Origin of the sequence: Streptomyces sp. HUAS 31 (assembly GCF_028198125.1) — a bacterium.
Taxonomy (GTDB): Bacteria; Actinomycetota; Actinomycetes; order Streptomycetales; family Streptomycetaceae; genus Streptomyces; species Streptomyces chartreusis.
In genome coordinates this window covers 1505534-1530361 of the sequence record NZ_CP116353.1, presented here as the reverse complement: position 1 = coordinate 1530361, position 24828 = coordinate 1505534, and the positions used below count along the sequence as shown (strand labels likewise).

Annotated in this window: 22 protein-coding genes; 14 read left to right on the top strand and 8 right to left on the bottom strand. The window is 72.0% G+C overall.

The annotated features are described in order from the left end of the window. Window positions 1-398 precede the first annotated feature (398 nt). Complete coding sequence (locus PGH47_RS06555; RefSeq protein WP_271662664.1) at window positions 399-3095, top strand: tetratricopeptide repeat protein; 2697 nt, start codon at window positions 399-401, stop codon at window positions 3093-3095. On the opposite strand, the gene PGH47_RS06550 is transcribed toward PGH47_RS06555, so the two are convergent. Then, the gene (locus PGH47_RS06550; protein ID WP_271662663.1) at window positions 3064-4167 is read right to left on the bottom strand and encodes an MFS transporter; all 1104 of its coding nucleotides are present in this window, start codon (window positions 4165-4167) and stop codon (window positions 3064-3066) included. The genes PGH47_RS06555 and PGH47_RS06550 overlap by 32 nt on opposite strands. 201 nt (window positions 4168-4368) lie before the next feature. Between PGH47_RS06550 and PGH47_RS06545 the strand changes: the two genes are divergently transcribed. Next, window positions 4369-4806 (top strand): DUF4442 domain-containing protein, encoded by a 438-nt coding sequence (locus PGH47_RS06545; RefSeq protein ID WP_030954318.1) that lies wholly within the window; start codon window positions 4369-4371, stop codon window positions 4804-4806. A 68-nt stretch (window positions 4807-4874) separates the two neighbouring features. Here PGH47_RS06545 and galU read toward each other — a convergent pair whose 3' ends face one another. Beyond that, on the bottom strand, window positions 4875-5831 hold the full coding sequence (gene galU / locus PGH47_RS06540; RefSeq protein ID WP_271662662.1) for a UTP--glucose-1-phosphate uridylyltransferase GalU: 957 nt from the start codon (window positions 5829-5831) through the stop codon (window positions 4875-4877). A 360-nt stretch (window positions 5832-6191) separates the two neighbouring features. On the opposite strand from galU, the gene PGH47_RS06535 reads away from it, so the two are divergent. The 3 genes from PGH47_RS06535 (at window position 6192) to PGH47_RS06525 (ending at window position 10523) form a co-directional block, all read left to right on the top strand. After that, window positions 6192-8072 carry an RICIN domain-containing protein gene (locus PGH47_RS06535; protein WP_271662661.1) on the top strand — a complete coding sequence of 627 codons (1881 nt, stop codon included), beginning with the start codon at window positions 6192-6194 and terminating at the stop codon, window positions 8070-8072. Between the two features lie 180 nt (window positions 8073-8252). Then, window positions 8253-9806 carry a carboxylesterase/lipase family protein gene (locus PGH47_RS06530; protein ID WP_271662660.1) on the top strand — a complete coding sequence of 518 codons (1554 nt, stop codon included), beginning with the start codon at window positions 8253-8255 and terminating at the stop codon, window positions 9804-9806. A 72-nt stretch (window positions 9807-9878) separates the two neighbouring features. After that, window positions 9879-10523, top strand: a complete 645-nt coding sequence (locus PGH47_RS06525; RefSeq protein WP_271662659.1) for a DedA family protein — start codon at window positions 9879-9881, stop codon at window positions 10521-10523. 70 nt (window positions 10524-10593) lie between these two features. On the opposite strand, the gene PGH47_RS06520 is transcribed toward PGH47_RS06525, so the two are convergent. After that, complete coding sequence (locus PGH47_RS06520; RefSeq protein WP_271662658.1) at window positions 10594-11124, bottom strand: gamma carbonic anhydrase family protein; 531 nt, start codon at window positions 11122-11124, stop codon at window positions 10594-10596. Window positions 11125-11233: 109 nt separating this feature from the next. Between PGH47_RS06520 and PGH47_RS06515 the strand changes: the two genes are divergently transcribed. After that, window positions 11234-12052, top strand: a complete 819-nt coding sequence (locus PGH47_RS06515; protein ID WP_271662657.1) for an acyltransferase — start codon at window positions 11234-11236, stop codon at window positions 12050-12052. Window position 12053: 1 nt separating this feature from the next. Here the strand turns inward: PGH47_RS06515 and PGH47_RS06510 are convergent, their stop codons facing one another. Continuing rightward, a complete protein-coding gene (locus PGH47_RS06510) occupies window positions 12054-12911 on the bottom strand; it encodes a DMT family transporter (protein ID WP_176577959.1) in 858 nt (285 codons plus the stop codon). Between the two features lie 105 nt (window positions 12912-13016). Between PGH47_RS06510 and PGH47_RS06505 the strand changes: the two genes are divergently transcribed. Continuing rightward, the gene (locus PGH47_RS06505) at window positions 13017-13589 is read left to right on the top strand and encodes a helix-turn-helix domain-containing protein (protein WP_271662656.1); all 573 of its coding nucleotides are present in this window, start codon (window positions 13017-13019) and stop codon (window positions 13587-13589) included. Between the two features lie 43 nt (window positions 13590-13632). Beyond that, window positions 13633-14193: a YbaK/EbsC family protein gene (locus PGH47_RS06500; RefSeq protein ID WP_271662655.1), complete on the top strand. Its 561-nt coding sequence runs from the start codon at window positions 13633-13635 to the stop codon at window positions 14191-14193. Window positions 14194-14198: 5 nt separating this feature from the next. On the opposite strand, the gene PGH47_RS06495 is transcribed toward PGH47_RS06500, so the two are convergent. Beyond that, entirely contained in the window at window positions 14199-15449 is a 1251-nt protein-coding gene (locus PGH47_RS06495) for a cation diffusion facilitator family transporter (protein ID WP_271662654.1), read from the bottom strand. 61 nt (window positions 15450-15510) lie between these two features. Here PGH47_RS06495 and PGH47_RS06490 point away from each other — a divergent pair, with 61 nt between their 5' ends. Beyond that, on the top strand, window positions 15511-15870 hold the full coding sequence (locus PGH47_RS06490) for an ArsR/SmtB family transcription factor (RefSeq protein WP_163017282.1): 360 nt from the start codon (window positions 15511-15513) through the stop codon (window positions 15868-15870). Window positions 15871-15901: 31 nt separating this feature from the next. Here the strand turns inward: PGH47_RS06490 and PGH47_RS06485 are convergent, their stop codons facing one another. Both PGH47_RS06485 and PGH47_RS06480 read right to left on the bottom strand, forming a co-directional pair. After that, a complete protein-coding gene (locus tag PGH47_RS06485) occupies window positions 15902-17125 on the bottom strand; it encodes a 4-hydroxybenzoate 3-monooxygenase (protein ID WP_271662653.1) in 1224 nt (407 codons plus the stop codon). 128 nt (window positions 17126-17253) lie between these two features. Then, entirely contained in the window at window positions 17254-17661 is a 408-nt protein-coding gene (locus tag PGH47_RS06480) for a CoA-binding protein (RefSeq protein ID WP_271662652.1), read from the bottom strand. A 326-nt stretch (window positions 17662-17987) separates the two neighbouring features. Here PGH47_RS06480 and PGH47_RS06475 point away from each other — a divergent pair, with 326 nt between their 5' ends. The 5 genes from PGH47_RS06475 to PGH47_RS06455 all read left to right on the top strand — a co-directional run bounded on the left by PGH47_RS06475 (window position 17988) and on the right by PGH47_RS06455 (window position 24326). Then, entirely contained in the window at window positions 17988-18746 is a 759-nt protein-coding gene (locus tag PGH47_RS06475; protein WP_271667996.1) for a hypothetical protein, read from the top strand. Then, a complete protein-coding gene (locus tag PGH47_RS06470) occupies window positions 18743-19285 on the top strand; it encodes a SixA phosphatase family protein (RefSeq protein WP_271662651.1) in 543 nt (180 codons plus the stop codon). Before PGH47_RS06475 ends, PGH47_RS06470 begins: the two co-directional genes overlap by 4 nt. A 74-nt stretch (window positions 19286-19359) precedes the next feature. After that, window positions 19360-19986: a YigZ family protein gene (locus tag PGH47_RS06465; RefSeq protein WP_125527222.1), complete on the top strand. Its 627-nt coding sequence runs from the start codon at window positions 19360-19362 to the stop codon at window positions 19984-19986. Between the two features lie 147 nt (window positions 19987-20133). Next, window positions 20134-21297, top strand: coding sequence for an exonuclease SbcCD subunit D (locus PGH47_RS06460; protein ID WP_271662650.1), 1164 nt, complete (start codon window positions 20134-20136; stop codon window positions 21295-21297). Further along, window positions 21294-24326 (top strand): AAA family ATPase, encoded by a 3033-nt coding sequence (locus tag PGH47_RS06455; protein ID WP_271662649.1) that lies wholly within the window; start codon window positions 21294-21296, stop codon window positions 24324-24326. The genes PGH47_RS06460 and PGH47_RS06455 overlap by 4 nt, the downstream gene beginning before the upstream one ends. Here the strand turns inward: PGH47_RS06455 and PGH47_RS06450 are convergent. Then, window positions 24320-24766 (bottom strand): Lrp/AsnC family transcriptional regulator, encoded by a 447-nt coding sequence (locus PGH47_RS06450; RefSeq protein WP_271662648.1) that lies wholly within the window; start codon window positions 24764-24766, stop codon window positions 24320-24322. The genes PGH47_RS06455 and PGH47_RS06450 overlap by 7 nt on opposite strands. Window positions 24767-24828 lie beyond the last annotated feature (62 nt).

Sequence of the window (24828 nt, the reverse complement as noted above, 5' to 3'; positions counted from 1 at the left end):
CCAGGCCACGGCAGGCGATCCCGTGTTCGCCACAACGGGGTGAACTGCCATGTCCGGGTGGGAAGATGGATGCCTCGTTCAGCATGAGGGGGCGTCAGGGTGAACAGGACTGGGCGTTGGTTGCTCGTCATTGCCGGATGTTTGGCGGTGTTCGGGTTGTGCGTGTTGCTGGGTGATCTGCTGCTGCCGTGGGACCAGTCGACGCGGATCGGGACAGGTGCGGGAGCTGGAGCCGTGATCGCCGGTGTGCTGGGTGCCTGGGCATCGTCATTGATCGGATCCTCGGCTCCGCCACCGCCGTCGACGGCGGGCGGGCCCCCGGTTTCGGGTGAGCGGGCGGTAGCCACGCAAGATAACTCCGGGGTCATCATCACGGGGGACAACGGCACCGTTCAACGATGACAAACGCGCAGACACCGCCCGCCTCAGGTGGTCGTTCGGCTGCCGTAGGCCACAGCTCCGGAGTGATTGCTACCGGCGATCAAGCCCGGATCGAACAGCGGACACTGGTGGTTCCTCCGGATGCGTTGCAGGCAGCCATTGGCGACGAGGAGCTCGCAGGACTGAGCAACCTGCCCGAACCCGATAGCCGGGTGTTCAGGGGCCGCAACGACGCTATTGCCAGTCTGAGAGGGCTGCCGTCGACGGGGACTGGGATCGTGGCGCAGAGCGTGCGCGGCATGGGCGGGGTGGGCAAGACCACCCTCGTCCTCCACCACGCCCACACGTACCTGTCAGCCGGGCATGGGCCAGTGTGGTGGATCGAGGCATCATCGTCCGCCTCTGTTACGGCCGGACTTGCCTCCCTGGCCACGGCGCTGAACCCGGTGCATGCCATGCTGCCGCTGGACGAGGCTGCCGCGTGGGCCGTGACGTGGCTACAAGGCCGCACGGGTTGGCTGCTTGTCTTCGACAACGCCGAAGAACCCGCCGCCCTGCGCTCCTACCTCGGCCGTCTGCGCACAGGTCAAGTGTTGGTCACCACCCGCCGTGACCTCCCCTGGCAAGACCTTGGCACTCCCCTGCGTCTCGACACCCTCAGCCCCGAGGCTTCGCTGGCCGTCCTCCAGGACATCACGGGACGCGATAGCGACGCGGATGCCGGAGCGCTACCTCAACTAGCTGACGAGCTCGGGCACCTGCCTCTGGCCCTGCAGCAGGCCGGCGCCTACCTGGCCCAAACCCGTACGAGCGCGGCCAACTACCTCGCACAGCTGCGCTCCGATCCTGCCGGAGTCCTAGCCGCCACCGCCCCCGGTGATCCACAGCAGCGCACAATCGCCCAGCTCTGGAGCGTCACGCTTAGTGCATTGCTTACCGACGAGCCCAACTCGGTAGACCTGCTGAGAATTCTGGCCTACTGCGCGCCTGAGCCCTTGCCCCGCCGTGTCCTGGCTAACGCCTTGCCTAGACCCCAGGCCGTCGACCACGCCCTGGGCGTACTCGCTGCCTACAGCATGATCACCCTCAGAGAGAGCACCGTCACCGTCCACCGCCTCGTGCAGGCTGTAATCCGCATCAGCACGCCGGAGCCAGTTACGCCGCCACAGCTTGGATTTCTTCGGCGCCACCTACGCCGATCCAGACCTAACACTCCGCCTCACCCGAGCGAATCCGCTCTAGGGCTGCTCCATGCAGCCCTACCTTCCGGCAGGCCCGACGACGTGCGGGACTGGCCGGAATGGCAAGCGTTATTGCCTCATGCGCGAGCCGTGAGTGCCCACGAATACGCCACAGGATTGGCTGAACAACTTGCAACCGTGCTGGGCCAAGCCGGGTTCTACCTGTCGGCCCGAGGAGAGGCCGTCCAAGCTGTAGCGCTGGAGGAGCGGGCGTTGAAGGTCACCGAGGCGGCATTGGGTCCCGACCACCTCGACACCGCCCTCCGCCTGGACAATCTGGCGGGCAGCCTCGGTGATTTGGGGCGTTATATTGAGGCCCTGTCGCTGAGAGAGCGGGCGTTGCAGGTCACTGAGGCCGCAGGGGGCCCCGACCACCCCGACACCGCCACACGTCTGAGCAACCTGGCGACCACCTTCAGCGCATTGGGGCGTCACGCCGAGGCTCTACCCCTGGCCCGGCGGGCGCTGCAAATCAATGAGGCTGAGCTCGGCCCCGACCACCGGGACACCAGTACATGCCTGAGCAATCTGGCGGCCGTATTGAGCGCGTTGGGACGTCATGCTGAGGCCCTGGGGCTGGAAGAGCGGGCGTTGCAGGTCACTGAGGCCGCAGGGGGCCCCGACCACCCCGACACCGCCACACGTCTGAGCAACCTGGCGACCACCTTCAGCGCATTGGGGCGTCACGCCGAGGCTCTACCCCTGGCCCGGCAGGCGTTGCTGGTCACCGAGGCCGCATTGGGTCCCGACCACCCCGACACCGCCCTCCGCCTGAACAATTTGGCGTCTGTGTTCAGTGCATTGGAGCGTCACGCTGAGGCCCTGCCGCTGAAGGAACGAGCGTTGCAGGTCACCGAGGCTGCGCTAGGCCCAGACCACCCCTCCACTGCCACGCGTCTGAGCAACCTGGCGTTCACCTTCGGTGCGTTGGGGCGTCATGCTGAGGCCCTGCCACTGGAGGAGCAAGCGTTGCAGGTCACCGAGGCTGCGCTAGGCCCAGACCACCCCGACACCGCCCTCCGCCTGAATAACCTGGCAACCATGTTCAGTGCGTTGGGGAATCATGCTGAGGCCCTGCCACTGAAGGAGCGGGCGTTGCGGGTCATCGAGGCCGCACTGGGCCCCGACCACCCCGACACCGCCACATGCCTCGACAACCTGGCGACAACCTTCAGTGCGTTGGGGAATCATGCTGAGGCCCTGCCACTGAAGGAGCGGGCGTTGCGGGTCACCGAAGCCGCATTGGGCCCCGACCACCCCGACACCGCAACACGGCTAAACAACCTTGCCTTCACCCTCAGCGAGTTGGGGCGATATGCCCAGGCCCTACCCCTGGCCCACCGGGCGTTCCGGATCAAAGACGCTGCGCTCGGCTCTGATCACCCGGAGACCGCCATATGTTTCGACAACTTCGCCGGTATCCGTGAACGGCTGGACGCCATCACACCTGACGAGCCCGAAGCGCCGACGTAGCCAGCAAGTAAGGGTGAGAGGAGGCTTGACTAAGGTTACATTCAACGTGGTGTTGCGCAGTCATCCAGGAGACGCCGAACACCTCCAGCGTCACGCCCGTCAGGAACATCACCGCGCAGAGCACGGAGATCGGCGCCGGTACCGCCAGCGCGGCGGAGGGAAGGGCGAGTGGGAAGACGCACAGGGTGCCGGCGAGCAGCAGGCGACGCGGCTTCCATCGGGTCATCAGCAGGGCGCCCGCGACGGTGCCCGCTCCGAAGAAACCGAGGGCGAGGCCCCAGGGACCGGCCCCGCCCAGATGGTCCCGGGCGACCAGGGGGCCGTAGACGGCATCGGCGGCGCCCACGACCGCGTTCGCGATGGAGAACTGCACGACGATGCCCCACAGCCACGGCCGCCCGGCGAACTCCCGCCAGCCCTCGCGCAGATCGGCGAGCATCCCGCCGCCCCGCACCCGCTGCGGTATGTGACCGACGTCGAGAAACGCACGCATCGACCCGGCGACCGCGAAGGCCGCCGCGTCCGCCGCCAGCACCCAGCCGGGTCCGATCGCGGCCACCATGGCACCGCCCAGCGCGGCCCCGCCGACCGCCGCGCCCTGCATCGCCATCCGGAACACCGCGAACGCCCGGCTCGCCTGCTCGCCCTCGACCGACGACAGCAACATGCCCTCGGCCGCTGGGCTGAAGAACGCCTGACCCGTGCCGCCGAGGGCGGTGAGCAGCATCATCTGCCACAGCTCGGCCTCCCCGGACAGGATCAGTACGGCGAAGGCGGCCTGCGAGAGGCAGTTCAGGGCGTTGGCCGCGACCATCACCCGGTGCCGGGGGAGGCGGTCAGCGACGGCACCGCCGATCAGCAGGAACAGCACCAGCGGCAGGGTGCGGGCGGCGGCCACCAGGCCCACGTCGCCACCGTCGCCGCCGGCCTCCAGCACCGCGAACGCCGCGGCGATCAGCGCGCCGTGGCTGCCGAGGTTCGTGACGAACGCGGCGGCGGTCAGCAGGCCGTAGTTGCGGCCCGCCCAGGCGGGGCGGCAGGAACGACGGCGTAGGTCGACGGGGGAGGTCACCGGCAGACTATCCCCGCCCCGGCCCCGATCTGCCAAACGGATTGCAGGTCAGAGGCTCGTTGAGGGTCGCTCGGGCCGCCTCCGTGCCGCTCTGCCGAGGGCCGCCGGGCAGCGCTGCGGATACGACGCTCGTCACATCGTGCGCAGCCTGTTCCCAAATTTCTACTCATGGGTAACATGGCCGTCATGAGCGCTGACCAGATGTCCATCGGCGAGATGCTCGCCGCCACCGTGCCCATGGCCCGGACCCTGAACCTCCAGTTCCTGGAGACCACGCCGGACAAGGCCGTGGTGGCTCTGCCGGACCAGAGCGAGTACCACAACCACGTGGGCGGGCCGCACGCCGGCGCGATGTTCACGCTCGGCGAGTCCGCCAGCGGCGCGATCGTGCTGGCCGCGTTCGGTGACCAGCTCTCGCGGGCCGTGCCGCTCGCCGTCAGCGCCGAGATCGCCTACAAGAAGCTCGCCATGGGGGCCGTCACCGCCACCGCGACGCTGGGCCGCCCGGCCGCCGAGGTCGTCGCGGAGCTGGACGCGGGGGAGCGCCCCGAGTTCCCGGTGACGATCGAGATCCAGCGTGGGGACGGTGCCGTCACCGGCGTCATGACCGTCGTGTGGACCCTGCGTCCGAACAGCTGAGTTCCGTCAGTACGGCAGTGAGCAGGGGCCCGCGCGGGCCCCTGTGCTTTTCGTGCTGGGCCGCTCCCTCAGGCCGCGAGCCGCTTTCGTTCGGCCTCGCCGTCGGTCAGGCTCGCCACGAACTTCTTCAGCCAGGCCGTGAACTCCGGCCCCAGATCGGGCCGTTCGCACGCCAGCCGCACCACCGTGCGCAGGTAGTCGGCCTTGTCGCCGGTGTCGTAGCGCAGACCGTCGAACACGACACCCTGGACCGTGCCGCCCGCCGCCAGTTCCTGAAGGGCGTCGGTGAGCTGGATCTCGCCGCCGCGGCCGGGCGGGGTGCTCTCCAGGACGCCGAACACGGCCGGGTCGAGGACATAGCGGCCGATGACGGCGTAGTGGCTCGGCGCGTCCTCGCGTGACGGCTTCTCCACCAGACCGGTGACCCGGACCACCCCGTTCTCGCCGGTCGGTTCGACGGCCGCGCAGCCGTAGAGGTGGATCTGCTCCGGCGGGACCTCCATCAGCGCGATCACGCTGCCCTCGCGGCGGTCGCGCACCTCCAGCATCCGACTCAGCAGGGTCTCGCGCGGGTCGATGAGGTCGTCGCCCAGCAGGACGGCGAACGGCTGGTCGCCGACGTGATGGCGGGCACACAGCACCGCGTGGCCGAGGCCGAGCGGGTCGCCCTGGCGGATGTGGTGGATGTCGGCGAGCCGGGCCGGGTCGCGCACCGCGTCCAGCCGTACGGTGTCACCCTTGGCCGCGAGAGCCTGCTCCAGCTCGAAGGCGTTGTCGAAGTGGTCCTCGATGGCCCGCTTGTGCCGGCCCGTGATCATCAGTACGTCGTCGAGACCGGCCGCCGCGGCCTCCTCGACGACGTACTGGATGGCCGGCTTGTCGACGACCGGCAGCATCTCCTTGGGCGTTGCCTTCGTCGCGGGCAGGAAGCGGGTCCCGAGGCCCGCGGCGGGGATCACGGCCTTGCGGACCGTGCGGACCGTGCGGGGCGAAGCGGGGGCGGGTGTCGTGTGGGGGACGATCATGCCGCCCATGCTGCGGCACCCGGATGAGAGCGGGCCGAGAGAAACCTCGGAGCTTGCTGTGCGGTATGCGGAGTTGAAGATTCCGTGAATCGATGTTCCTTGTGTGCACACAACTTGGCGGTCGGTCCGGTTGTGATTTCGAAAGCCGGTACGGATACCGACGGTAACTCCTTTTGAATTTCTCGCTTTTTGAACGTCGGTCACCGAACTTCTTGTTTCCTGTGCGTAGCTTGTGCGAAAGTGAGCGACCCGATAGCCGGTCAACTGATGGCCGACCTAGGTATGCACCAATCAGGCGCCTGCTTTTCCGAAGGACGTGCAATCCCCGTGCCGTCCTGCGGCTGGGAAGGAAATGGTTCAGTGCAATCCCCCTACCCCCCACGACCGCCGTACCCGCCACGGCCCGGGGCGAGCCCCGGTGAGTCCGACCGCGATCTCGTCGCGAGCCTCGGCGAGAACGGTACGGACTCCCGCGCCGTCGCGCTGCTGATGGCGCGGCACTGGCGTGCGACCCACGACTACGCGGCCATCTGCCTGGCCACCACGGAGAGTTCGGCTCCCATGGTGGCCGCCGCCGCGTTCCAACGCGTGCTGCGCCGACCGGCCCCCGGCGCGCTGCGCCCACAACTCCTCGTCGCCGTACGGGACATGGTGAAGGAGTGGGCGGCCGACGACGGAATTTCCGCCCTGCTGCCGGAACTCGGCAAACCGACCGGCGGCCGCGGGCTGCGTGCCGCGAGGCCCGCGACGCCCGAAAGGCGGCAAATCGCCGAGCGTGCGTTCCGGGCGCTTTCGGGCGCTTCGCAATGCCTCCTCTGGCACACCGAGGTCGAAGCGGAACCGATAACCATACCCGCCGGTCTGCTGGGGGTCGACACAGCCACGGCGTCGGCCGCGCTGGAGGGAGTGCGCGAGCAATTCCGCAGGGGTTGTGTCCGTGCCCACGGCGAACTCGCGCCCAGCCGGGAATGCCGCTACTACAACCGCCTCCTCGATGTCCCCATTCGCCGCGGCGGCGCACTGCTGCCCGATGTCCAGCAGCATCTGATGGAGTGCCGTTACTGCCGGCACGCCGCCGAGCAGCTCAGTCATTTCGAGGGCGGCCTGGGGATACTGCTCGCCGAAACCGTGCTCGGCTGGGGCGCCCGCCGCTACCTCGACTCCCGGCCCGGGCGCGGTGGCTCCTCGGCGTGCGACCATCGCCGGCGGGGCGGACGCCACCGCCCGGAACGCCTCGCCCCACCGCGCGCACGCGGCAGGGCGGTCGCCGTGGGCATCGGTCTGACCTCCCTCGTCCTGCTCGTGACCGTGCTCACCGCCAAGGGCTGGTCCGACGAGAACGGCGTCCCCGACGCACACGCCACCTGGGGCGTGGCCAGCGGCAGGACCGTCGACCCCGGCACCGTGTCCGAGCCCTCGTCCGGCGGCACCCCGTCCGCCGCCTCGGCCGAGGACCCCGTCGAGATCGCCCAGGGCAGGCTCCGCAACCTCGACGGCGGGCTCTGTCTCGACCTCCGCGCCGGCCGGGTCCGAGCCGGAGCGCCGGCCGAACTGACGGAGTGCTCGAACGCCGCGTCCCAGCAGTGGTCGTACCAGGACAACGGCGTGCTGCGCAGCGCCGTCGACCCGACCCTCTGCCTCGACTCCGACGAGGGCAGGGTCGTCCTGGCGAACTGCCTCGCCCACGCCGGCGAGACGCGCTACGACCTCACCGTCCACGGCGAGCTGCTGTTGCGCAGGGCCGAGCGGCTCGCGGTCACGCACGGCAAGGGCGGCAGCGTGATCGTCGCCGAGCGCGACGGCTCCGAGGCCCAGCGCTGGATGCTCGACGGCGGCCTGGCCGACGTCGGCGGAAAGGAGACACGGGACCAGGGCCGCCGGCAGGGCGACGACGAAGGGCGGGGCGACGAGCAGGGTGGCGAACAAGGACGCGGCGGCAAGAAGGGCGGCGAAGAGGGGCGCGGCGACAAGAAGGAACAGGACATCGCGCCCGTCGAGCCCGACCGCGGGTCCCCGCACGACCCCATCCCCGAACCGCCCGGCGCCGGGCCCACGCAGAACGGGCCGGATCCATCGGCCGAGCCCGCGCCGTCGCGGTACGAGACGCGGTACGTCCAGGCGGACTCCGGGGAAGAGGCCATGGTCGACCCGGCCGTCGCGACCCTGCCCGCCCAGGTGACGGACACGGCGTCCACGGCTGTCGGCGCCGCCGCGACGACGCTCGACTCCGCCCTGCCGTAGGCCGAGTCCGGTACCAGGGGCCGCTCCGCCGGGGTGGCCCCTGCCCCGTCCTCGCCTCCTGACGCCATTCGGCCGTTTCTCGTTCACATGATTGACACGAGTCACCGGGGTTCATAGTTTTCCCGCCGCGCCAGTGCAGTCCCATGCTCACCAAGCGGAGGTGGACCGGTGATACGTCGTATGTCCGTCGCACTGTTGGCCCTGGCGGCCGCGCTCGTCACGCCCGTGCCGGCGCAGGCAGCCGGTCCTCCACTCGTCCGCACCGACGCGGGCTGGGTGCGGGGCGAGAACACCCCGGAGGGACGGCAGTTCCTCGGCATCCCCTTCGCGCAGCCACCCGTCGGCGGACTCCGCTGGCGCGAGCCGCGTCCCGTGCGGCCCTGGCAAGGCGCCCGGGGCGCCGGGGACTTCGGCAACAAGTGTGTGCAGAGCGCGAGTTGGGACCCGGGCTACGAGCAGCCGAGCCACACCGAGGACTGCCTCGACCTCAATGTGTACGCCCCGGAGGGCGCCGCCAAGCGTGCGGTCCTGGTCTGGTTCCACGGCGGCGGGCTCACCGCCGGCGCCGGTCAGGACGTCGTCCCCGACACCTTCGCGCGCCAGACCGGCACCGTGGTCGTGACCGCCAACTACCGCCTCGGTGCCATGGGCTTCCTCGCCACCGAGGGCCTCGACGGCGAGGCCCGCGACGGGGTCTCCGGCAACTTCGGCATGCTCGACCAGCAGGCCGCGCTGCGCTGGGTGCGGGCCAACATCGCACGCTTCGGCGGCGACCCGGGCCGCGTCACCATCGCGGGAGAGTCGGCGGGCGGCCGCTCGGTCTGCACCCAGCTCGCCTCACCGACGGCGAAGGGCCTCTTCCGCGCCGGGATCATCCAGAGCGGGGCGTACGGCGACTGCGGTGCCCGCACCCACGGGACGGCCGTTGCCCAGGGTGCCGCCTTCGCGCAGAAGCTCGGCTGCGCCGACCCGGCGGACCTGGCGTGCCTGCGCGCCAAGCCGGCCGCCGAGATCCTGGCCGCGCAGAACGGGTTCGACTGGGCGCCGGTGGCCGGCGGCGCCTTCCTGCCGCGGCAGCCGAAGGAGGCGTTCGAGCGAGGGGCCGCGGCCGGCGTTCCTGTCATGAACGGCGCCAACCAGGACGAGGGCCGGCTGTTCGCCTTCGCCCGGTTCGACCTGAACGGCACCCCGCTCACCGCCGAGCAGTACCCGGCAGTGATGCGCTCGGACTTCGGCGACGAGGCCCTAGCGGCCTACCCGCTGTCGGCCCACCCCTCGCCGACCATCGCCTACGCCACCGCCCAGGGCGACCAGCTCTTCGCCTGCCCGGCGCTCCGCCTCGACGGCACGCTCGCCGGACGCGGCAAGGTCTACGCGTACGAGTTCGCCGACCGCACCTCGCCGCCCTTCGCCTCGCTGCGCGACCTCGGCACCGACTTCGACTTCGGCGCGACCCACGTCAACGAGGTGCAGTACCTCTTCAAGCACTTCGGCCTGCGGACCCCGCTGGACGCCGAGCAGCGGACGCTGGCCCGGCAGATGATCCAGTACTGGGGCTCCTTCGTGCGGGACGGGGTGCCGCGCGCGGCGGGCGAGCCCGCGATGCCCGCCGGGCCCGGCACGGTGCTGGCACTGCGCACCTCGTCCGCCGGCGGGAACGTGCCGAGCGCCACCGTGCACAGTGAGCATCGGTGCAACCTCTGGGACGCCGGGACCGTCACACAGAACGGGTAGGCTTCCCCGGCGCACGCTCGCGTTCGAGCGTGCGCCGGGAACACAGGGTCCAGCACACGAGAGGAAGCGGCGTTGCACGTCCAGGAATGGCTCGAAACGGTGCCCCCGCTGGCGATCTATCTGCTGGTCGGCCTGGTCATCGGCCTGGAGAGCCTGGGCATCCCGCTGCCCGGCGAGATCATCCTGGTCTCCTCGGCGCTGCTCGCCTCGCAGCACGGTGAGATCGACCCCTTCGTGCTGGGCGCCTGCGCCAGCGCGGGAGCGATCATCGGCGACTCCATCGGCTATGCCATCGGCCGCAAGGGCGGCCGACCCCTGCTGGCCTGGCTGGGCTCCAAGTTCCCCAGACACTTCAGCGAGGCCCACATCGCGACGGCCGAGCGGTCCTTCCAGAAGTGGGGCATGTGGGCCGTCTTCTTCGGCCGCTTCGTCGCCCTGTTGCGCATCTTCGCCGGCCCGCTCGCGGGCGTGCTGCGGATGCCGTACTGGAAGTTCCTCATCGCCAACGTCCTCGGCGGCATCGTCTGGGCAGGCGGCACCACGGCCGTCATCTACTACGTCGGAGTGGTGGCCGAGTCCTGGCTGAAGCGCTTCTCGTGGCTGGGCCTGGTAGCGGCGGTCCTGGTCGGCCTGACGTCGATGCTGATCCTCAAGCGCAAGGCGAAGAAGGTCCAGCCGGCCCACCAGGAACCGGAACCGGTCGGCGCCGGGGAGTGACTCGCGCCCCCGAAGGGGCGCGGGGAACTGCGCGATCAGCCCCTGCTCACCCGCAGGCCGCGTACAGGGGCTAGGCCCCGTGCTCTTCCCGGTGCGCCTTCGCCAACTCTGCATACAGCGTGCCGTTCAGCGTCACGCCCTGACGCTCTTCCTCGGTCAGCTCCCGCTTCACCTTCGCAGGCACCCCCGCGACGAGCGACCCGGGCGGCACCTGCATCCCCTGCGGCACCAGAGCCTGGGCGGCGACCAGGGAACCGGCCCCGATCACCGCACCGTTCAGCACGGTCGCGCCCATGCCGATCAGGCAGTCGTCCCCGACGGTCGCCCCGTGCACCACGGCGTTGTGACCGACCGACACCCGCTCCCCGATGCTCACGGGAAAGCCGGGGTCGGCATGGAGCGTGCAGTTGTCCTGGATGTTCGACTGCGCGCCGACGGAGATCCGCTCCACGTCACCGCGCACCACCGCGCCGTACCAGACGCTCGCCCCCGCCTCCAGCGACACGTCCCCGATCACCGACGAGGTGGGCGCCACGAACGCGGCCTCGTCGATCTTCGGTTCCCGGCCCCCGATACCCATGACCAGCGCGCTCTGCGTCATCGCCCTCTCCTGTCACCGACGTGGTAGACGAACCGTACGCCACCCGTTGGGGCGAAGATCACAGCCCCTCGAGGTCATAAGGGCGCCGCGCGCTCAGTACGGTGAGGCGGTGCCCAAGCGCAAGAACACGTTCTCATCCTGGCGACGCCGACTGGCGCAGCGCGCCGTCCACGCGGGCTGGGCCTGGGCGCAGCGGACGGGTTCGGTGACGGCCGAGCACCCCGGCCGCTTCCGCTTCGGCTCGATCGGCGAGGCCACCCGACTGGCCTTCCCGCTGGGCACGGTCTTCGGCGAACCCTGGATCCACCTCGGCTCCCACTGCATCGTCGGCGAGCAGGTGACGCTGACGGCAGGTCTGATGCCCGACCTCGACCTCGGCCCCGAGCCGATCCTGCGCATCGGGAACGGCGTCGTGCTGGGCCGCGGCAGCCATGTCATCGCCGACACCACGGTCACCATCGGCAGCGACTGCTACTTCGGGCCGTACGTCTACGTCACCTCCACGAACCACTCCTACGACGATCCCCACGAGCCCATCGGCAAGCAGTGGCCGCGCATGGAGCCCGTCGAGATCGGCCCCGGGTGCTGGATCGGCACCGGGGCCGTGATCCTGCCGGGCGCCCGGATAGGACGGAACGTCGTCGTGGCGGCCGGCGCGGTGGTCCGCGGCACCGTGCCCGACCACGCCGTCGTCGCGGGGGCGCCCGCCCGGGTCGTACGGCGCTGGACGCCCGACGAGGGCTGGCAGCCGCCGCTGCGCACGCCGGCACCGCAGCCGATACCCGACGGGGTCACCCCGGAGCAGCTCCAGGCGCTGGCCGAGCTGGACGAGGAGACGGTGGCGAAGCTGGCGGAGCTGGACGAGAAGGTCGCGGGGCAGGCCGGGAGCGCGAACGGGCGGCTTGCCGAGGTGGACGCGGAGTCCTGAGTCAGCCGGTCGCCAGCAGCAGCGTGCCGACGAGCGCGAGCCCGGCGCCCGCCGCCTGGACCGCGCGCAGCCGCTCCCGCAGGATGCCGCGTGCGGCCAGGGCGGTCACGACCGGGTAGAGCGAGGCGAGCACGGCGGCCACGGTCACCGGGCCGTGATGCGCGGCGACCACGTAGGTGCCGTTCGCCGCGACGTCGGCGAGACCGACGAAGCCGAGCGCCGGCAGCGCCCGCCAGGGGAATCCGCCCTCGGGGAGGGTCGCGACGCCTCGCCGCGAGGAGGCGTACAGAGCGAGGCCGCCCGCGCCCACGTTCACCACGCGCTGGACGAAGAGCGCCAGGAACAGCCCGGTGGTGGTGGTCGACGCCTCCGCGATCAGCGCGAACACCGTGCCGAAGCCGAACGCCGCGATCAGCGTGAGCAGGATCGCCTGCCGCTGCACGGGCGCGCCGCGCAGCTGCGGCCCGCCCGCCAGCACCACCCCGAGCACGGCGACCGCGATGCCCGCGACCTGCATGAGCCCCGGCCGCTCGCCGAGGAAGAGGCCCACCCCGACCGGGACGGCCACACCCACGGTGCCCAGCGGGGAGACCACGCCCATCGGGCCGAGCGCGAGCGCCTTGTAGAAGCAGATCAGGGCGATCGGGCCCACCACGCCGGCGGCGGCCGCGAACCACAGCTGGTCGCCCGCCTCGCTCCAGGCGCCCGTGAACACCACGATCACGCCGAGCACCACCGCCGCGATCGCCTGAGAGACGACCACCACCGTCAGTGCCGGGGTACGCCGGGTCAGCAGTCCGCCGCCGAAGTCGGCCAGGCCCCAGAGCAGGCTGGTGGCCAGGGCGAAGAGTGCTGTCACGGAGGCCTCGCAGTACAGTTCGGTGCACGATCGGGTGCACCCCACCGTAGTGCAGTCGGGTAAACCCTGTCATCCAGAATATTGGACTCCGCAATTGGACGGAATGTGTCGGACCTCGACCTGCTGACCCAGTCCCTGGCGCGCAACGTCAAACACTGGCGCGCGGTGCGCGGCTTCACGCTGGACGTGCTCGCCGCCCGGGCGGGTGTCAGCCGCGGCATGCTCATCCAGATCGAGCAGGCCCGCACCAACCCCAGCCTCGGCACCGTGATCAAGATCGGTGACGCGCTCGGGGTCAGCATCACCACCCTGCTCGACTACGAGCAGGGGCCCAAGGTCCGGATCGTCCCCGCCGACCAGGTCGTACGCCTGTGGCACACCGACGCGGGCAGCCACAGCCGGCTCCTCGCCGGGACCGAGGCGCCGGGCCCGCTGGAGATGTGGCACTGGCGGGTGATGCCGGGCGAGAGCAGCACCTCGGACCCGCACCCCGTCGGCACCGTCGAGATCGTCCACGTCACGGCCGGCGAACTGACGCTCACCGTCGACGGCACGGACCACCTCGTACCGGCCGGCGCGAGCGCCACCTTCGAGGCCGACGCCCCGCACACGTACGGCAATCAGGGCGACGTCCCCACGGAGTGGATGCTCGCCGTCTCGGTGCCGCCCGCCCGCTGAGACATCGGCCCGACGGGCTCGGCGGTCCTGTTAGCGTGCGCGCATGGACGCACCCATCGGACACTTCGACGAAGCCACCCCCGCCCCGGACTGCCTCGACGAGCTGATCGGCCCGGTCGCCGACGCCGTACGCCACTGGCCCGGCAGCGTCCCCGCCGACCAGATCATCTACGTCGAGACCGATCCGCAGTGGGCCGACACCGCCGTCTTCGTCGAACACTACGGCCGGGAACTGCTCGAACAGTCCGCGAACTGCGTGGTCGTCGCCGGCAAGCGCGGCGGCGAGACGACACTGGCCGCCTGTGTCGTGCTGTCCACCACCCGGGTCGACGTGAACGGCGTCGTACGCCGCCAACTCGGCGCCCGCAAGGCGTCGTTCGCCGCCATGGACACGGCGACCGGCGAGACCGGCATGGAGTACGGCGGCATCACGCCGCTCGGACTGCCCGGCGACTGGCCGGTGCTGGTGGACTCGGCCGTCGTCGACCTGCCCTACGTCCTGGTCGGCAGCGGACGCAGGCGCGGCAAGCTGCTGGTGCCGGGGAAGGCGTTCGCCGAGATTCCTGGTGCCGTCGTCCTGGAAGGGCTCGGCGTCGCGGTCTGATCGCCTCAGGCGGCCGTGGTGTGGTGCGCGAGCGCCAGATGCGGATCCGCCTCGCCCGGCACCGGCGCCGGGTCCGCGTGCACCAGGGCCGCCGTGAGCCGGGGCACGGCGTGCAGCAGGGCGTGTTCAGCCTCGACGGCGATGGCGTGGGCCTCCCGCACCGTCGCCTCGCCGTCCACGACGACCGCCACCTCCGCGCGCAGCCGGTGCCCGATCCAGCGCAGCCGCAGCTCGCCCACCTCGCGCACGCCCGCGACCTCCCGCAGTGCCCGCTCGGCCGCGTCCACCAACGCCGGGTCCACGGCGTCCATCACGCGCCGGAACACCTCGCGCGCCGCGTCCCGCAGCACCAGCACGATGGCCGCCGTGATCGCCAACCCCACGATCGGGTCCGCGAGTTGCCAGCCCAGCGCCGCACCCCCGGCGCTCAACAGGACGGCCAGTGAGGTGAATCCGTCCGTACGGGCGTGCAGACCGTCCGCGACCAGGGCCGCCGAGCCGATGGACCGGCCCACCCGGATCCGGTACCGGGCCACCCACTCGTTCCCCGCGAATCCGACGAGCGCCGCCACGGCCACCGCCGGGATCTGCGCCATGGGCCGCGGGTCGAGCAGCCGGTCGACGGCCGTCCACGCCGCGAAGGCCGCGGACGCGGCGATCGTCAGCACGATGGCGATGCCCGCGAGGTCCTCGGCCCGCCCGTAGCCGTAGGTGAAGCGGCGCGTCGCCGCGCGCCGGCCCAGTACGAAGGCGATACCCAGCGGTACGGCGGTCAGCGCGTCCGCCGTGTTGTGCACCGTGTCGCCGAGCAGCGCCACCGACCCCGAGGCGACGACCACGACCGCCTGCGCGAGAGCCGTCACGCCGAGCACTGCCAGTGACACCCACAGGGCCCGCATGCCACGGGCCGAGGACTCCAGGGCGGAGTCGAGCTTGTCGGCCGTCTCGTGGGAGTGCGGCTTGAGGAGATGGGTGAGGCGGTGGCGGAGTCCGGCGCCGGTGCTGGTGGGGGAGTGCGGGTGCGCGTGGGGAGCGTGAGTGTGGTGGGGGTGGTCGTGGGTGGGGGCAGTGCGGTGCGGGTGGTCGTGCGTGGGGGCAGTGCGGTGCGGGTGGCTGTGCGAGGGGGCAGTGCGGTGCGGGTGGTGGTGCGAAGGGTGTGCGCTGTGCGGGTGCTCTCCGTCGTGCGGGTGCCTGTGCGGGTGCTTCCCGTCGTGCGCGTGCCCATGGTGGTGCTCGTGCTCGTGCCGGTCGCTCACGGGGATGCCCTTCCGGTGCGCGGGAGTGGACGCGGACCGTCCATCACGCCATTATGTGCGTATGAGCGCACGCATGCACCTATCACCTGCGCACGATGCGCATCCGCGCACCCCGGGCGAGGAACAGTTCGCGCTCGCCGCCGAACTTCTCGCCCTGCTCGGCGACCGCACCCGCCTCACGCTGCTGCACGCCCTGACGGCCGGCGAAGCCGACGTCACGACGCTCACGGAAGCGTGCGGCGCGGCCCGCCCCGCCGTCAGCCAGCACCTGGCGCGGCTGCGGCTCGCCGGTCTGGTGAACACGCGCAAGGAGGGGCGCCGGGTGATCTACTCCCTCGGTGACGGCCATCTGCGCCGCCTGGTCGACGAGGCGCTGAACGTGGCCGACCACCGGCTCAGCGACCGGCCGCTGCACGACTGAAGCCGGCGGTCCGTGTCCGGCCCCTCGATGCTCAGCCCTCGGTGTGCCTGCCCAGGTACTGCTCCGCGAAGGCCCTGGCGGCCGTGGGGGAGTCGAAGATGCGGCGGAGGCGGGCGAGGGTGGTGCCCGCGCGGTACGGGTCGCCCGACGACGTGCCGTGGTACACCTCGGAGAGCCAGTGGGAGAACTCCTGGCAGTCCCACACCCGGTTCAGACAGGCCGTTGAATAGCCGTCGAGACCGGTGCCGTCGCCCTTCGTGAGGTGGGCGACGAGGCCGTCGCCGAGCAGGAAGGCGTCGTGCAGGGCGAGGTTCATGCCCTTGGCGGCGATGGGCGCGGTCAGGTGGGCGGCGTCGCCGGCCAGGAAGAGACGGCCGAACACCATGGGCTCGACGACGTAGTTGTGCATGTCGAGGACGCGCTTCTCGATCAGCCGCCCCTCGGTCAGCGGCGGTACGCCGTTCGCGCCGAGCCGCTGCTGCAACTCCGTCCACACCCGGTCCTCCGACCAGTTCTCCGGGTCGTCGCCGGGCGGGCACTCGAGGTAGTAGCGGGTCACCTCGGCGCTGCGCGGCATATGGCCGGCGAACCCGCGCGGATGCATGCCGAACAGGACGCAGTCGGAGGACGGCGGCGCCTGAGCGAGCAGCGCCAGCCAGCCGATGCCGTAGTCGCTGCGGGCGATGTGGGCACGACCGGCGGGCAGCGCAGCGCGCGTGGCACCGCGCGCACCGTCGCAGCCGGCGACGAAGTCGCAGTGCACGACCTGCCGTTGGCCCGTGTCGGGGCAGGTGTACGACACCGAGGGGCGGTCGGTGTCGAGGTCGTGCAGTTCCACGTCCCGGACGCCGAAGCGTATGGCGCCGCCGCGGACGTCCGCGTACTCGCGCACCAGGTCCGTCACCAGCAGCTGCTGTGGATAGACCCAGTGGTGAACCCCCGTCAGCTCGGCGTACTCGAGCCGATAGCGCTCCCCGTCGAACCGGAATTCGCACTCCGTGTGCCGCTGCGCCCGCGCCAGCAGGTTGTCGGCGAGGCCGCGCCGCTCAAGTCCGCGCACCGCCCCCTCCTCGAGAACTCCGGCGCGCGGCCGCTGCTCGATGAACTCGCGCGTCTCGATCTCCAGGACCAGACAGTCGACGGACGCCGCGCGCAGGATGTTGCCGATGGTGAGTCCGGCCGGGCCGGCGCCCACGACGACTACCGGAAAGCGCTGCGCGGGGCTGGAGTTGTGGTGGGGGGAGGTGGAAGTCACCCGAGCATTATGCGGGCGCCGGACCCGGCAGGGGAGGGCTCCCGAGCCGGGCGGGCGGCGCGAGGTCACGGTGCCGCGTGGGTGGCGGTGGGTGTCGGCGCCGCGCCGGTGGAGCGCCGGGGGCCCGGCTAGCCCAGGCGGGGTATCTCGATCGCCGGGCAGCGGTCCATGACCATCTCCAGGCCCGCCGCGCGTGTGCGGTCGTACGCCGCCTCGTCGATGACGTCCAGCTGGAACCACACGGCCTTCGCGCCCTTGGCGACCGCCTCGTCGGCGACCGCGCCCGCGAGTTCGCTGTTCACGAAGACGTCGACGACGTCCACGTCGAACGGGATGTCCGCGAGAGAGGCGTAGCCCTGCTCGCCGTGGACCGTCTCCGCCTTCGGGTGGACGGGCACGATGCGCTTGCCGTAGCGCTGGAGTACGTCGGCGACCCCGTGGGCCGCACGTCGCTGGTTCGACGACAGGCCCACGATCGCCCAGGTGTCGCCCAGCTCGGTGAGGATCTTGCGAACCGCCGCCTCGTCGCCGTACACCACTGGCCTCCTCGTGCTTCCTCGAAGCGTCGTCGTCTGCTGCCGGTCGTCTGCTGCCGGTCGTCCGCCCTGGGCCGTCCGTTCTCGTGAGCCACAACGGACGACTCTCGTGAGCCACAACGGACGACGGGCCACGAGGATTCCCGGCACTCTCGACGCAACGTTCCCGCGGGCCCTTCCGCGTGACGGCTGTCCGGTCGGGCCGGTGCGCAGTACCGTTCCGGCAGTGCGCACCGCAGGGGGTGGCGATGTCCGGGTACGACACGGACGACCAGCGGACTCCCGACCCGACCGACTCCCGCCACGCGGCACGGAAAGCGGGCCGGATGGCTGCGTTCGACCGCGTGTGCGCCTACGCTCGCTCCGTGCTGCGCATCATCGACGCCCGAACCGGCGAACCCGTCGACGCCGCGCCCGCCCGCCGGGGTCTGACCCGCATCGAGGCGCATCCCGGAGGCTTCGACATCACCGCACTGCGGGTGCTGCTGGCCGCGGACCTCCTCGTACGCGCCCTGGAGCTCGGCGGTACCCCGGTCTGGGCGCTGCTCGACGCCGAGCGGGAGCAGGCCGAGCTCAGGACCGGTGCCGCCGCGCTCGGCATCCGCCCCTTCGAGGACGGCCGCGACGCCGCCTCGGGCCTGGGCGAGGCTCAGGTCATCCATGTCGTACGGGAGGGCGGCGCGGAACCCGACGGCGTACGGGTCGCCGTCGCGCCGGCGCACTCGGAGGCGCCCTCCGGGGACGCCGACCCCGCCGCGCTGCGTCTCGCGCTGCTCGCCCGGCGCAGGAGCGTGCCCGTACAGCTGGACGCGGCCGCTCTGGCCGACGCCCAGGACACCGTGGTGCGCTGGCGCCGTGCCGTCGCGGGCTGGGCGCGGCAGCCGTCGCGGCCCATCCCGGACGAGGTGCGCGCGGAGCTGCGCACGGCGTGGGAGGACGACCTCGACCTGCCCGGGGTGCTCGGGGTGCTGCGCTGGGTGGAGAGCGCGCCGGACCTGCCGGACGGCGCCCGCTTCGAGACCTACGCCTACGCCGACCGCCTCCTCGGCCTCGACCTCACCCACGACCTGGGAGCCCTGTCGTGACCGCGCACTTCGGAGCGGGCCCGTTGCGTCGGCTGGTCGTCCTGCGGCACGCCAAGTCGGCCTGGCCGGACGGTGTCGCCGACCACGAAAGGCCCCTCGGCCCGCGCGGCCGGCGGGACGCCCCCGTGGCGGGCCGGATGATCGCCGACGCCGACTGCCTGCCCGACCTCGCCGTCTGCTCCACCGCCGTGCGCACCCGGCAGACCTGGGAACTGGCCTCCGCCGAATGGGGCACACCGCCGCCGGTGCGTCACGACCCGCGCGTCTACGCCGCCGACGTCTCCGAGCTGCTCGCGGTCGTGCACGAGGCGCCGCCCGAGGTCGGGACCCTGCTCCTGATCGGGCACAACCCCGGCCTGGAGGACCTCGTCCTGGAACTCGCCGGGGACGGTCTCGACGACACCCTGGACGAGGTCCGCACGAAGTTCCCCACATCGGCGATCGCCGTCCTCGCCTGGCACGGCACCACCTGGCAGGCGCTCGCCCCCGGCACGGCGCTGCTGACGGGCGTGATGGTGCCGCGCGGCAAGAAGGGGTGAGCCGGCGGCGGGCACGCGTGTGTGCCCGCACCTCCCGCGCGGGCGGCCGCGCACGCTGCGCATAGGCTGGCCGGATGCAGGACGAGTACCGCACAGTCGCCCACGCGGGCGTGCACGAGACCGAGGTCAACCGCTCACGCTTCATCTGTGCGCTCGCCCCGGCGGCCACCGAACAGGAGGCCCAGGACTTCCTCGCCGCCGTCCGCAAGGAGCACGCGGACGCCACCCACAACTGCTGGGCCTACGTCATCGGCGCCGACGCCGCGATCCAGAAGGCGAGCGACGACGGCGAACCGGGCGGCACGGCCGGCGTCCCCATGCTCCAGATGCTGCTGCGCCGCGACATGCGGTACGTCGTCGCCGTCGTCACCCGCTACTACGGCGGCGTCAAGCTCGGCGCGGGCGGACTGATCCGGGCCTACGGCGGAGCGGTCGGCGAGGCCCTGGACACCCTCGGAACGATCACCCGGCGCCGCTTCCGGCTGGCCACCGTCACCGTCGACCACCAGCGCGCCGGCAAGGTGCAGAACGATCTGCGGTCGACCGGGCGCGAGGTGCGGGACGTGCGCTACGCGGAGGAGGTCACCATCGAGATCGGCCTGCCGGACGCCGACGTGGAGGCGTTCCGGGCGTGGCTCGCGGACGTGACGGCGGGGTCGGCCGGGTTCGAGCTCGGGGGAGAGGCGTACGGGGACGCGTGAGGGGGCCCAGGTGTACGAGGACGCGTGAACGGACGCGCCGAGGCTGAAGTGAAATGTCCGTAACGGGCCTATATCTCACCAGTCATGACGGGGCGATACGGGAGTAACCGTCCGTGCTGTCAGACCCGGCCGTTAGTCTCGGGGATCATGAGACTGCTGCACACTTCCGACTGGCATCTCGGCAGGGCGTTCCACCGGGTCAACATGCTCGGCGCCCAGGCCGGATTCATCGGCCACCTCGTCACGACCGTGCGTGAGCGCGGCGTCGACGCGGTGGTCGTGTCGGGAGACGTGTACGACCGCGCGGTGCCGCCGCTCGCGGCGGTCGAGCTGTTCGACGATGCCCTGCACCGCCTCGCCGACCTCGGCGTGCCGACGGTGATGATCTCCGGCAACCACGACTCGGCGCGCCGGCTCGGCGTGGGTGCCGGCCTGATCGGGCGCGCGGGCATCCATCTGCGGACCGACCCTTCGGCGTGCGCCACACCGGTCGTGCTCCGGGACGACTTCGGCGACGTGGCCTTCTACGGCCTGCCCTATCTCGAACCCGCCCTGGTGAAGGACGAGTTCGGCGTGGAGAAGCCCGGCCATGAGGCGGTCCTGGCCGCTGCCATGGACCGCGTGCGCGCCGACCTCGCCACACGCGCGCGTGGCACCCGTTCGGTCGTCCTCGCGCACGCCTTCGTCACCGGCGGCGAGGCCAGCGACAGCGAGCGCGACATCACCGTCGGCGGAGTGGCGGCGGTCCCCGCCGGGGTCTTCGACGGCGTCGACTACGCCGCGCTGGGCCATCTGCACGGCTGCCAGACCATCACCGAGCGCGTCCGCTACTCCGGCTCGCCGCTGCCGTACTCCTTCTCGGAGGCCGACCACCGCAAGAGCATGTGGCTCGTCGACCTGGACGCCGACGGAGCGGTCACGGCCGAGCGCGTCGACTGCCCGGTGCCGCGCGCGCTGGCCAGGATCCGCGGGACGTTGGAGGAACTGCTCGCCGATCCCGGGCTCGCCCGGCACGAGGAGGCGTGGGTCGAGGCGACGCTCACGGACGCGGTGCGCCCGGCCGACCCCATGGCCCGCCTCGCCGAACGCTTCCCGCACACGCTCAGCCTCGCCTTCGCCCCCGAACGGGCACCGGAGGACCCCGAGGTGTCCTACGCCCAGCGGCTCGCGGACCGCAGCGACCAGGAGATCGCGGAGGACTTCGTGGCACATGTGCGCGGTGCCGGGCCCGACGAGCACGAACAGGGCGTACTGCGCGACGCGTTCGACGCGGTGCGGGCCGACGAAGCCGTACGGGAGGTGGCGCGATGAGGCTGCACCGCCTCGACATGACGGCGTTCGGCCCCTTCGGCGGCTCCCAGACCGTCGACTTCGACGCGCTGTCGCTCGCCGGCCTGTTCCTGCTCCACGGCCCCACCGGCGCCGGCAAGACCTCCGTCCTGGACGCCGTCTGCTACGCGCTCTACGGCTCCGTGCCGGGCGCCCGGCAGAGCGGCCAGGGCATGACCCTGCGCAGTGACCACGCCGCGGCCGGCACCCGCACCGAGGTCCGCCTCGAACTGACCGTCGCCGGACGCCGGTTGGAGGTCACCCGGCAGCCGCCCTGGGAGCGCCCGAAGAAGCGCGGCTCGGGCACCACGCTCGACAAGGCACAGACCTGGCTGCGCGAGTACGACGCACAGGCCGGGACCTGGAAGGACCTCAGCCGCTCGCACCAGGAGATCGGCGAGGAGATCACCCAGCTGCTCGGCATGAGCCGCGAGCAGTTCTGCCAGGTGGTGCTGCTGCCCCAGGGCGACTTCGCCCGCTTCCTGCGCGCCGACGCCGAAGCCCGCGGCAAGCTGCTCGGCCGCCTCTTCGACACGCAGCGGTTCGCCGAGGTCGAGAAGCGTCTCGTCGAGCGCCGGCGGGCCGCCGAGGCCCAGGTGCGCGAAGGCGACGCGGCGCTCCTGGCCGACGCGCACCGCATGCAGCAGGCCGCCGGAGAAGCGATGCGGCTGCCCGAACTCACGCCCGGCGAACCGGGCCTCGCCGAGGCCGTCCTGGGAGCGGCGGCAGTCGCCCGCAGCACCGCCCGTGAGCAGCTCACCGTCGCCCACTGCGGCCTCCTGGCCGCCGAGTCCGCCGAGGCCGCGGCCGACCGCGCCCTGGGTGACGTACGCGAAGTGGCCCGGTTGCAGCGCAGGTTCGCCGAGGCGCGGGAGCGGGCCCGGCTGCTGGACGAGCGGGCCGACGCGTACCGCGAGGCGCAGGCGCGCATGGAGCGGTCCCGCAAGGCCGAGATGGTGGCACCCGCACTGGAGCTGCGGGACGCGGCCGACGCGGAGCACCGGCAGGCGGCCACGGCACACTCACGCGCGCGTGCGCTGCTGCCCGGTGCCTTCGGGGACGTACTGCCGGGCGGGGGCGCAGAGGCAGGCTCGCCGGCCGAAGCGGGTGTCACCGGGCTCGCCGCCGCCGCGCGCCGGGTCGCCGAGGAGCTGGGCGGGCTCGAATCGGCCCGCCGCGGCGAACGCCGACTGGCCGAACTCATCGACGAACGCACGCGGTTGGACCGGCAGGAGCGGGCCGACGACGACGTACGGCTCGACGCGGAAGCCTGGCTCGCCGGGTGGGAGGAGACCCGGGTCGGGCTCCAGGCGCGCATCGAGTCCGCGCAGGACGCCGCGAACCGCGCCGACCAGCTGGCCGTGCAGCGCGAGCCCGCGCGGCAGCGGCTCGCCGCCGCGCGGATGCGCGACCAGCTGGCCGGCGACACGGACACGGCCGCCCGGCACGCGGCCGACACCCAGGAGCAGGCCCTCAAGGCCAAGGCGTACTGGCTGGACATCAAGGAACAGCGCCTGAACGGCATCGCCGCCGAACTCGCCGCGCAGCTCCGGGACGGCGAACCCTGCGCCGTCTGCGGGGCCGTCGACCACCCCGCACCGGCCCGCAAGGACGCCGGCCACGTCGACCGGGAGGCGGAGGAGCGCGCACAGGCCGCCCACCAGCAGGCGGAGGAACGGCACGCGGAGGCCGAACGGCGCCTGGGCGTCGTACGGGAAGCCCTGGCCGCGGCCACCGCGGAAGCCGGCGACATGCCGACAAGTCGACTCGCCCGGGCGGCCGACGAGTTGGAGCAGCAGTACACGAAGGCCCGCCGTGACGCCTCCGCGCTGCACTCCGCCCACGAGGAGCTGCGGCGGGCCGAGGCGGAACACGAGCGGCGCACCACCGCCCACCGGCAGGCGGAGGTCCGGGCCGCCTCCCGGGTCGGCCACCGGGAGCGGCTCGACCGTGAGAAGGCCGCCCTGGAGACGGAGTTGGCCGAAGCACGCGGAACCGCCGACAGCGTCACCGCGCGCGCCACGCAACTGGAGCGCCAGGTCGCCCTGCTCACCGAGGCCGCCGACACCGCGCGGGCCGCCGAGGACACCGCCCAGCGCCTCAAGGACGCCGACGCCCGCCTCGCCGACGCCGCCTTCCGCGCCGGCTTCGACACCCCGCAGGCCGCGGCGGCTGCGCTCCTCGCCGACGCCGAGCACCGAGACCTGCAACGACGCCTGGACGCCTGGCAGTCGGAAGAGGCCGCCGTACGCGCGGTGCTCGCCGAGGCCGACACGGCGAACGCCGCCCAGCAGCCGCCCGCCGACCTCATGACCGCCGAGAGCACCGCCTCGGCCGCCGCCCGGCGCACCCGCGACGCCGCCTCCACCCGCGACGCCGCCGCCCGCCGCTGCACGGAACTCGACCGGCTCTCCGCTCGCGCGGCCACCGCCGTACGCCAACTCGCGCCGCTGCGCACGGAGTACGACCGCGTGGCCCGCCTCTCCGCGCTCACCGCGGGCACCTCGGCGGACAACGAACGCAAGATGCGCCTGGAGTCGTACGTGCTGGCGGCCCGCCTGGAACAGGTCGCCGCCGCCGCGACCGTACGGCTCCAACGCATGTCGTCCGGCCGCTACACCCTCGTCCACTCCGACGACCGCACCGGCCGCGGCCGCAGCGGCCTCGGGCTGCACGTCGTCGACGCCTGGACCGGCCGCGAGCGCGACACGGCGACCCTCTCAGGCGGCGAGACCTTCTTCGCCTCCCTCGCCCTCGCCCTCGGCCTCGCGGACGTCGTCACCGACGAGGCCGGCGGCGTCCGCCTCGACACCCTCTTCATCGACGAGGGCTTCGGCAGCCTTGACGACCAGACCCTCGACGAGGTCCTCGACGTCCTCGACTCGCTCCGCGAACGCGACCGCAGCGTCGGCATCGTCAGCCACGTCGCCGACCTGCGACGACGGATCCACGCGCAGCTGGAGGTCGTGAAGGGGAGATCGGGGTCGGTGCTGCGGCAGCAGGGTCACTGACCGAGCGGGCGGCGGGGCAGTGGCGAGGAGTACACGATGCTCGTCGTGACCGAGCCCAGGGTGCCGATCTTGCCGGAGACCTCCTCCAGGTGGCGCATCGAGCGGGCCGCGACCTTGATGACGAAGCAGTCGTCGCCCGTGACGTGGTGGGCCTCGAGGATCTCGGGCGTGGTGGCGACCAGGTCGTGGAAGGGCTTGTAGTTGCCGTTCGGGTAGCGCAGACGCACGAAGGCCAGGATCGGCAGGCCGAGCCGGTCCGGGTCGACCACGGCGGCGTAGCCCTGGATGACGCCCGCCTCCTCCAGCCGCCGTACCCGCTCCGTCACCGCGCTCGGGGACATGGACACGGCACGGGCCAGCTCGGCGAAGCTGGCGCGGCCCTCGCGCTGGAGGACGTCGAGAATGCGCCAGTCGGTGGCGTCCGGGGAAAACGCGGTCATGATGGAGAGATTGCAGGGGAATCACCGGCAGATCAAGGGCACGGCCGGGGATCGCCACTTCA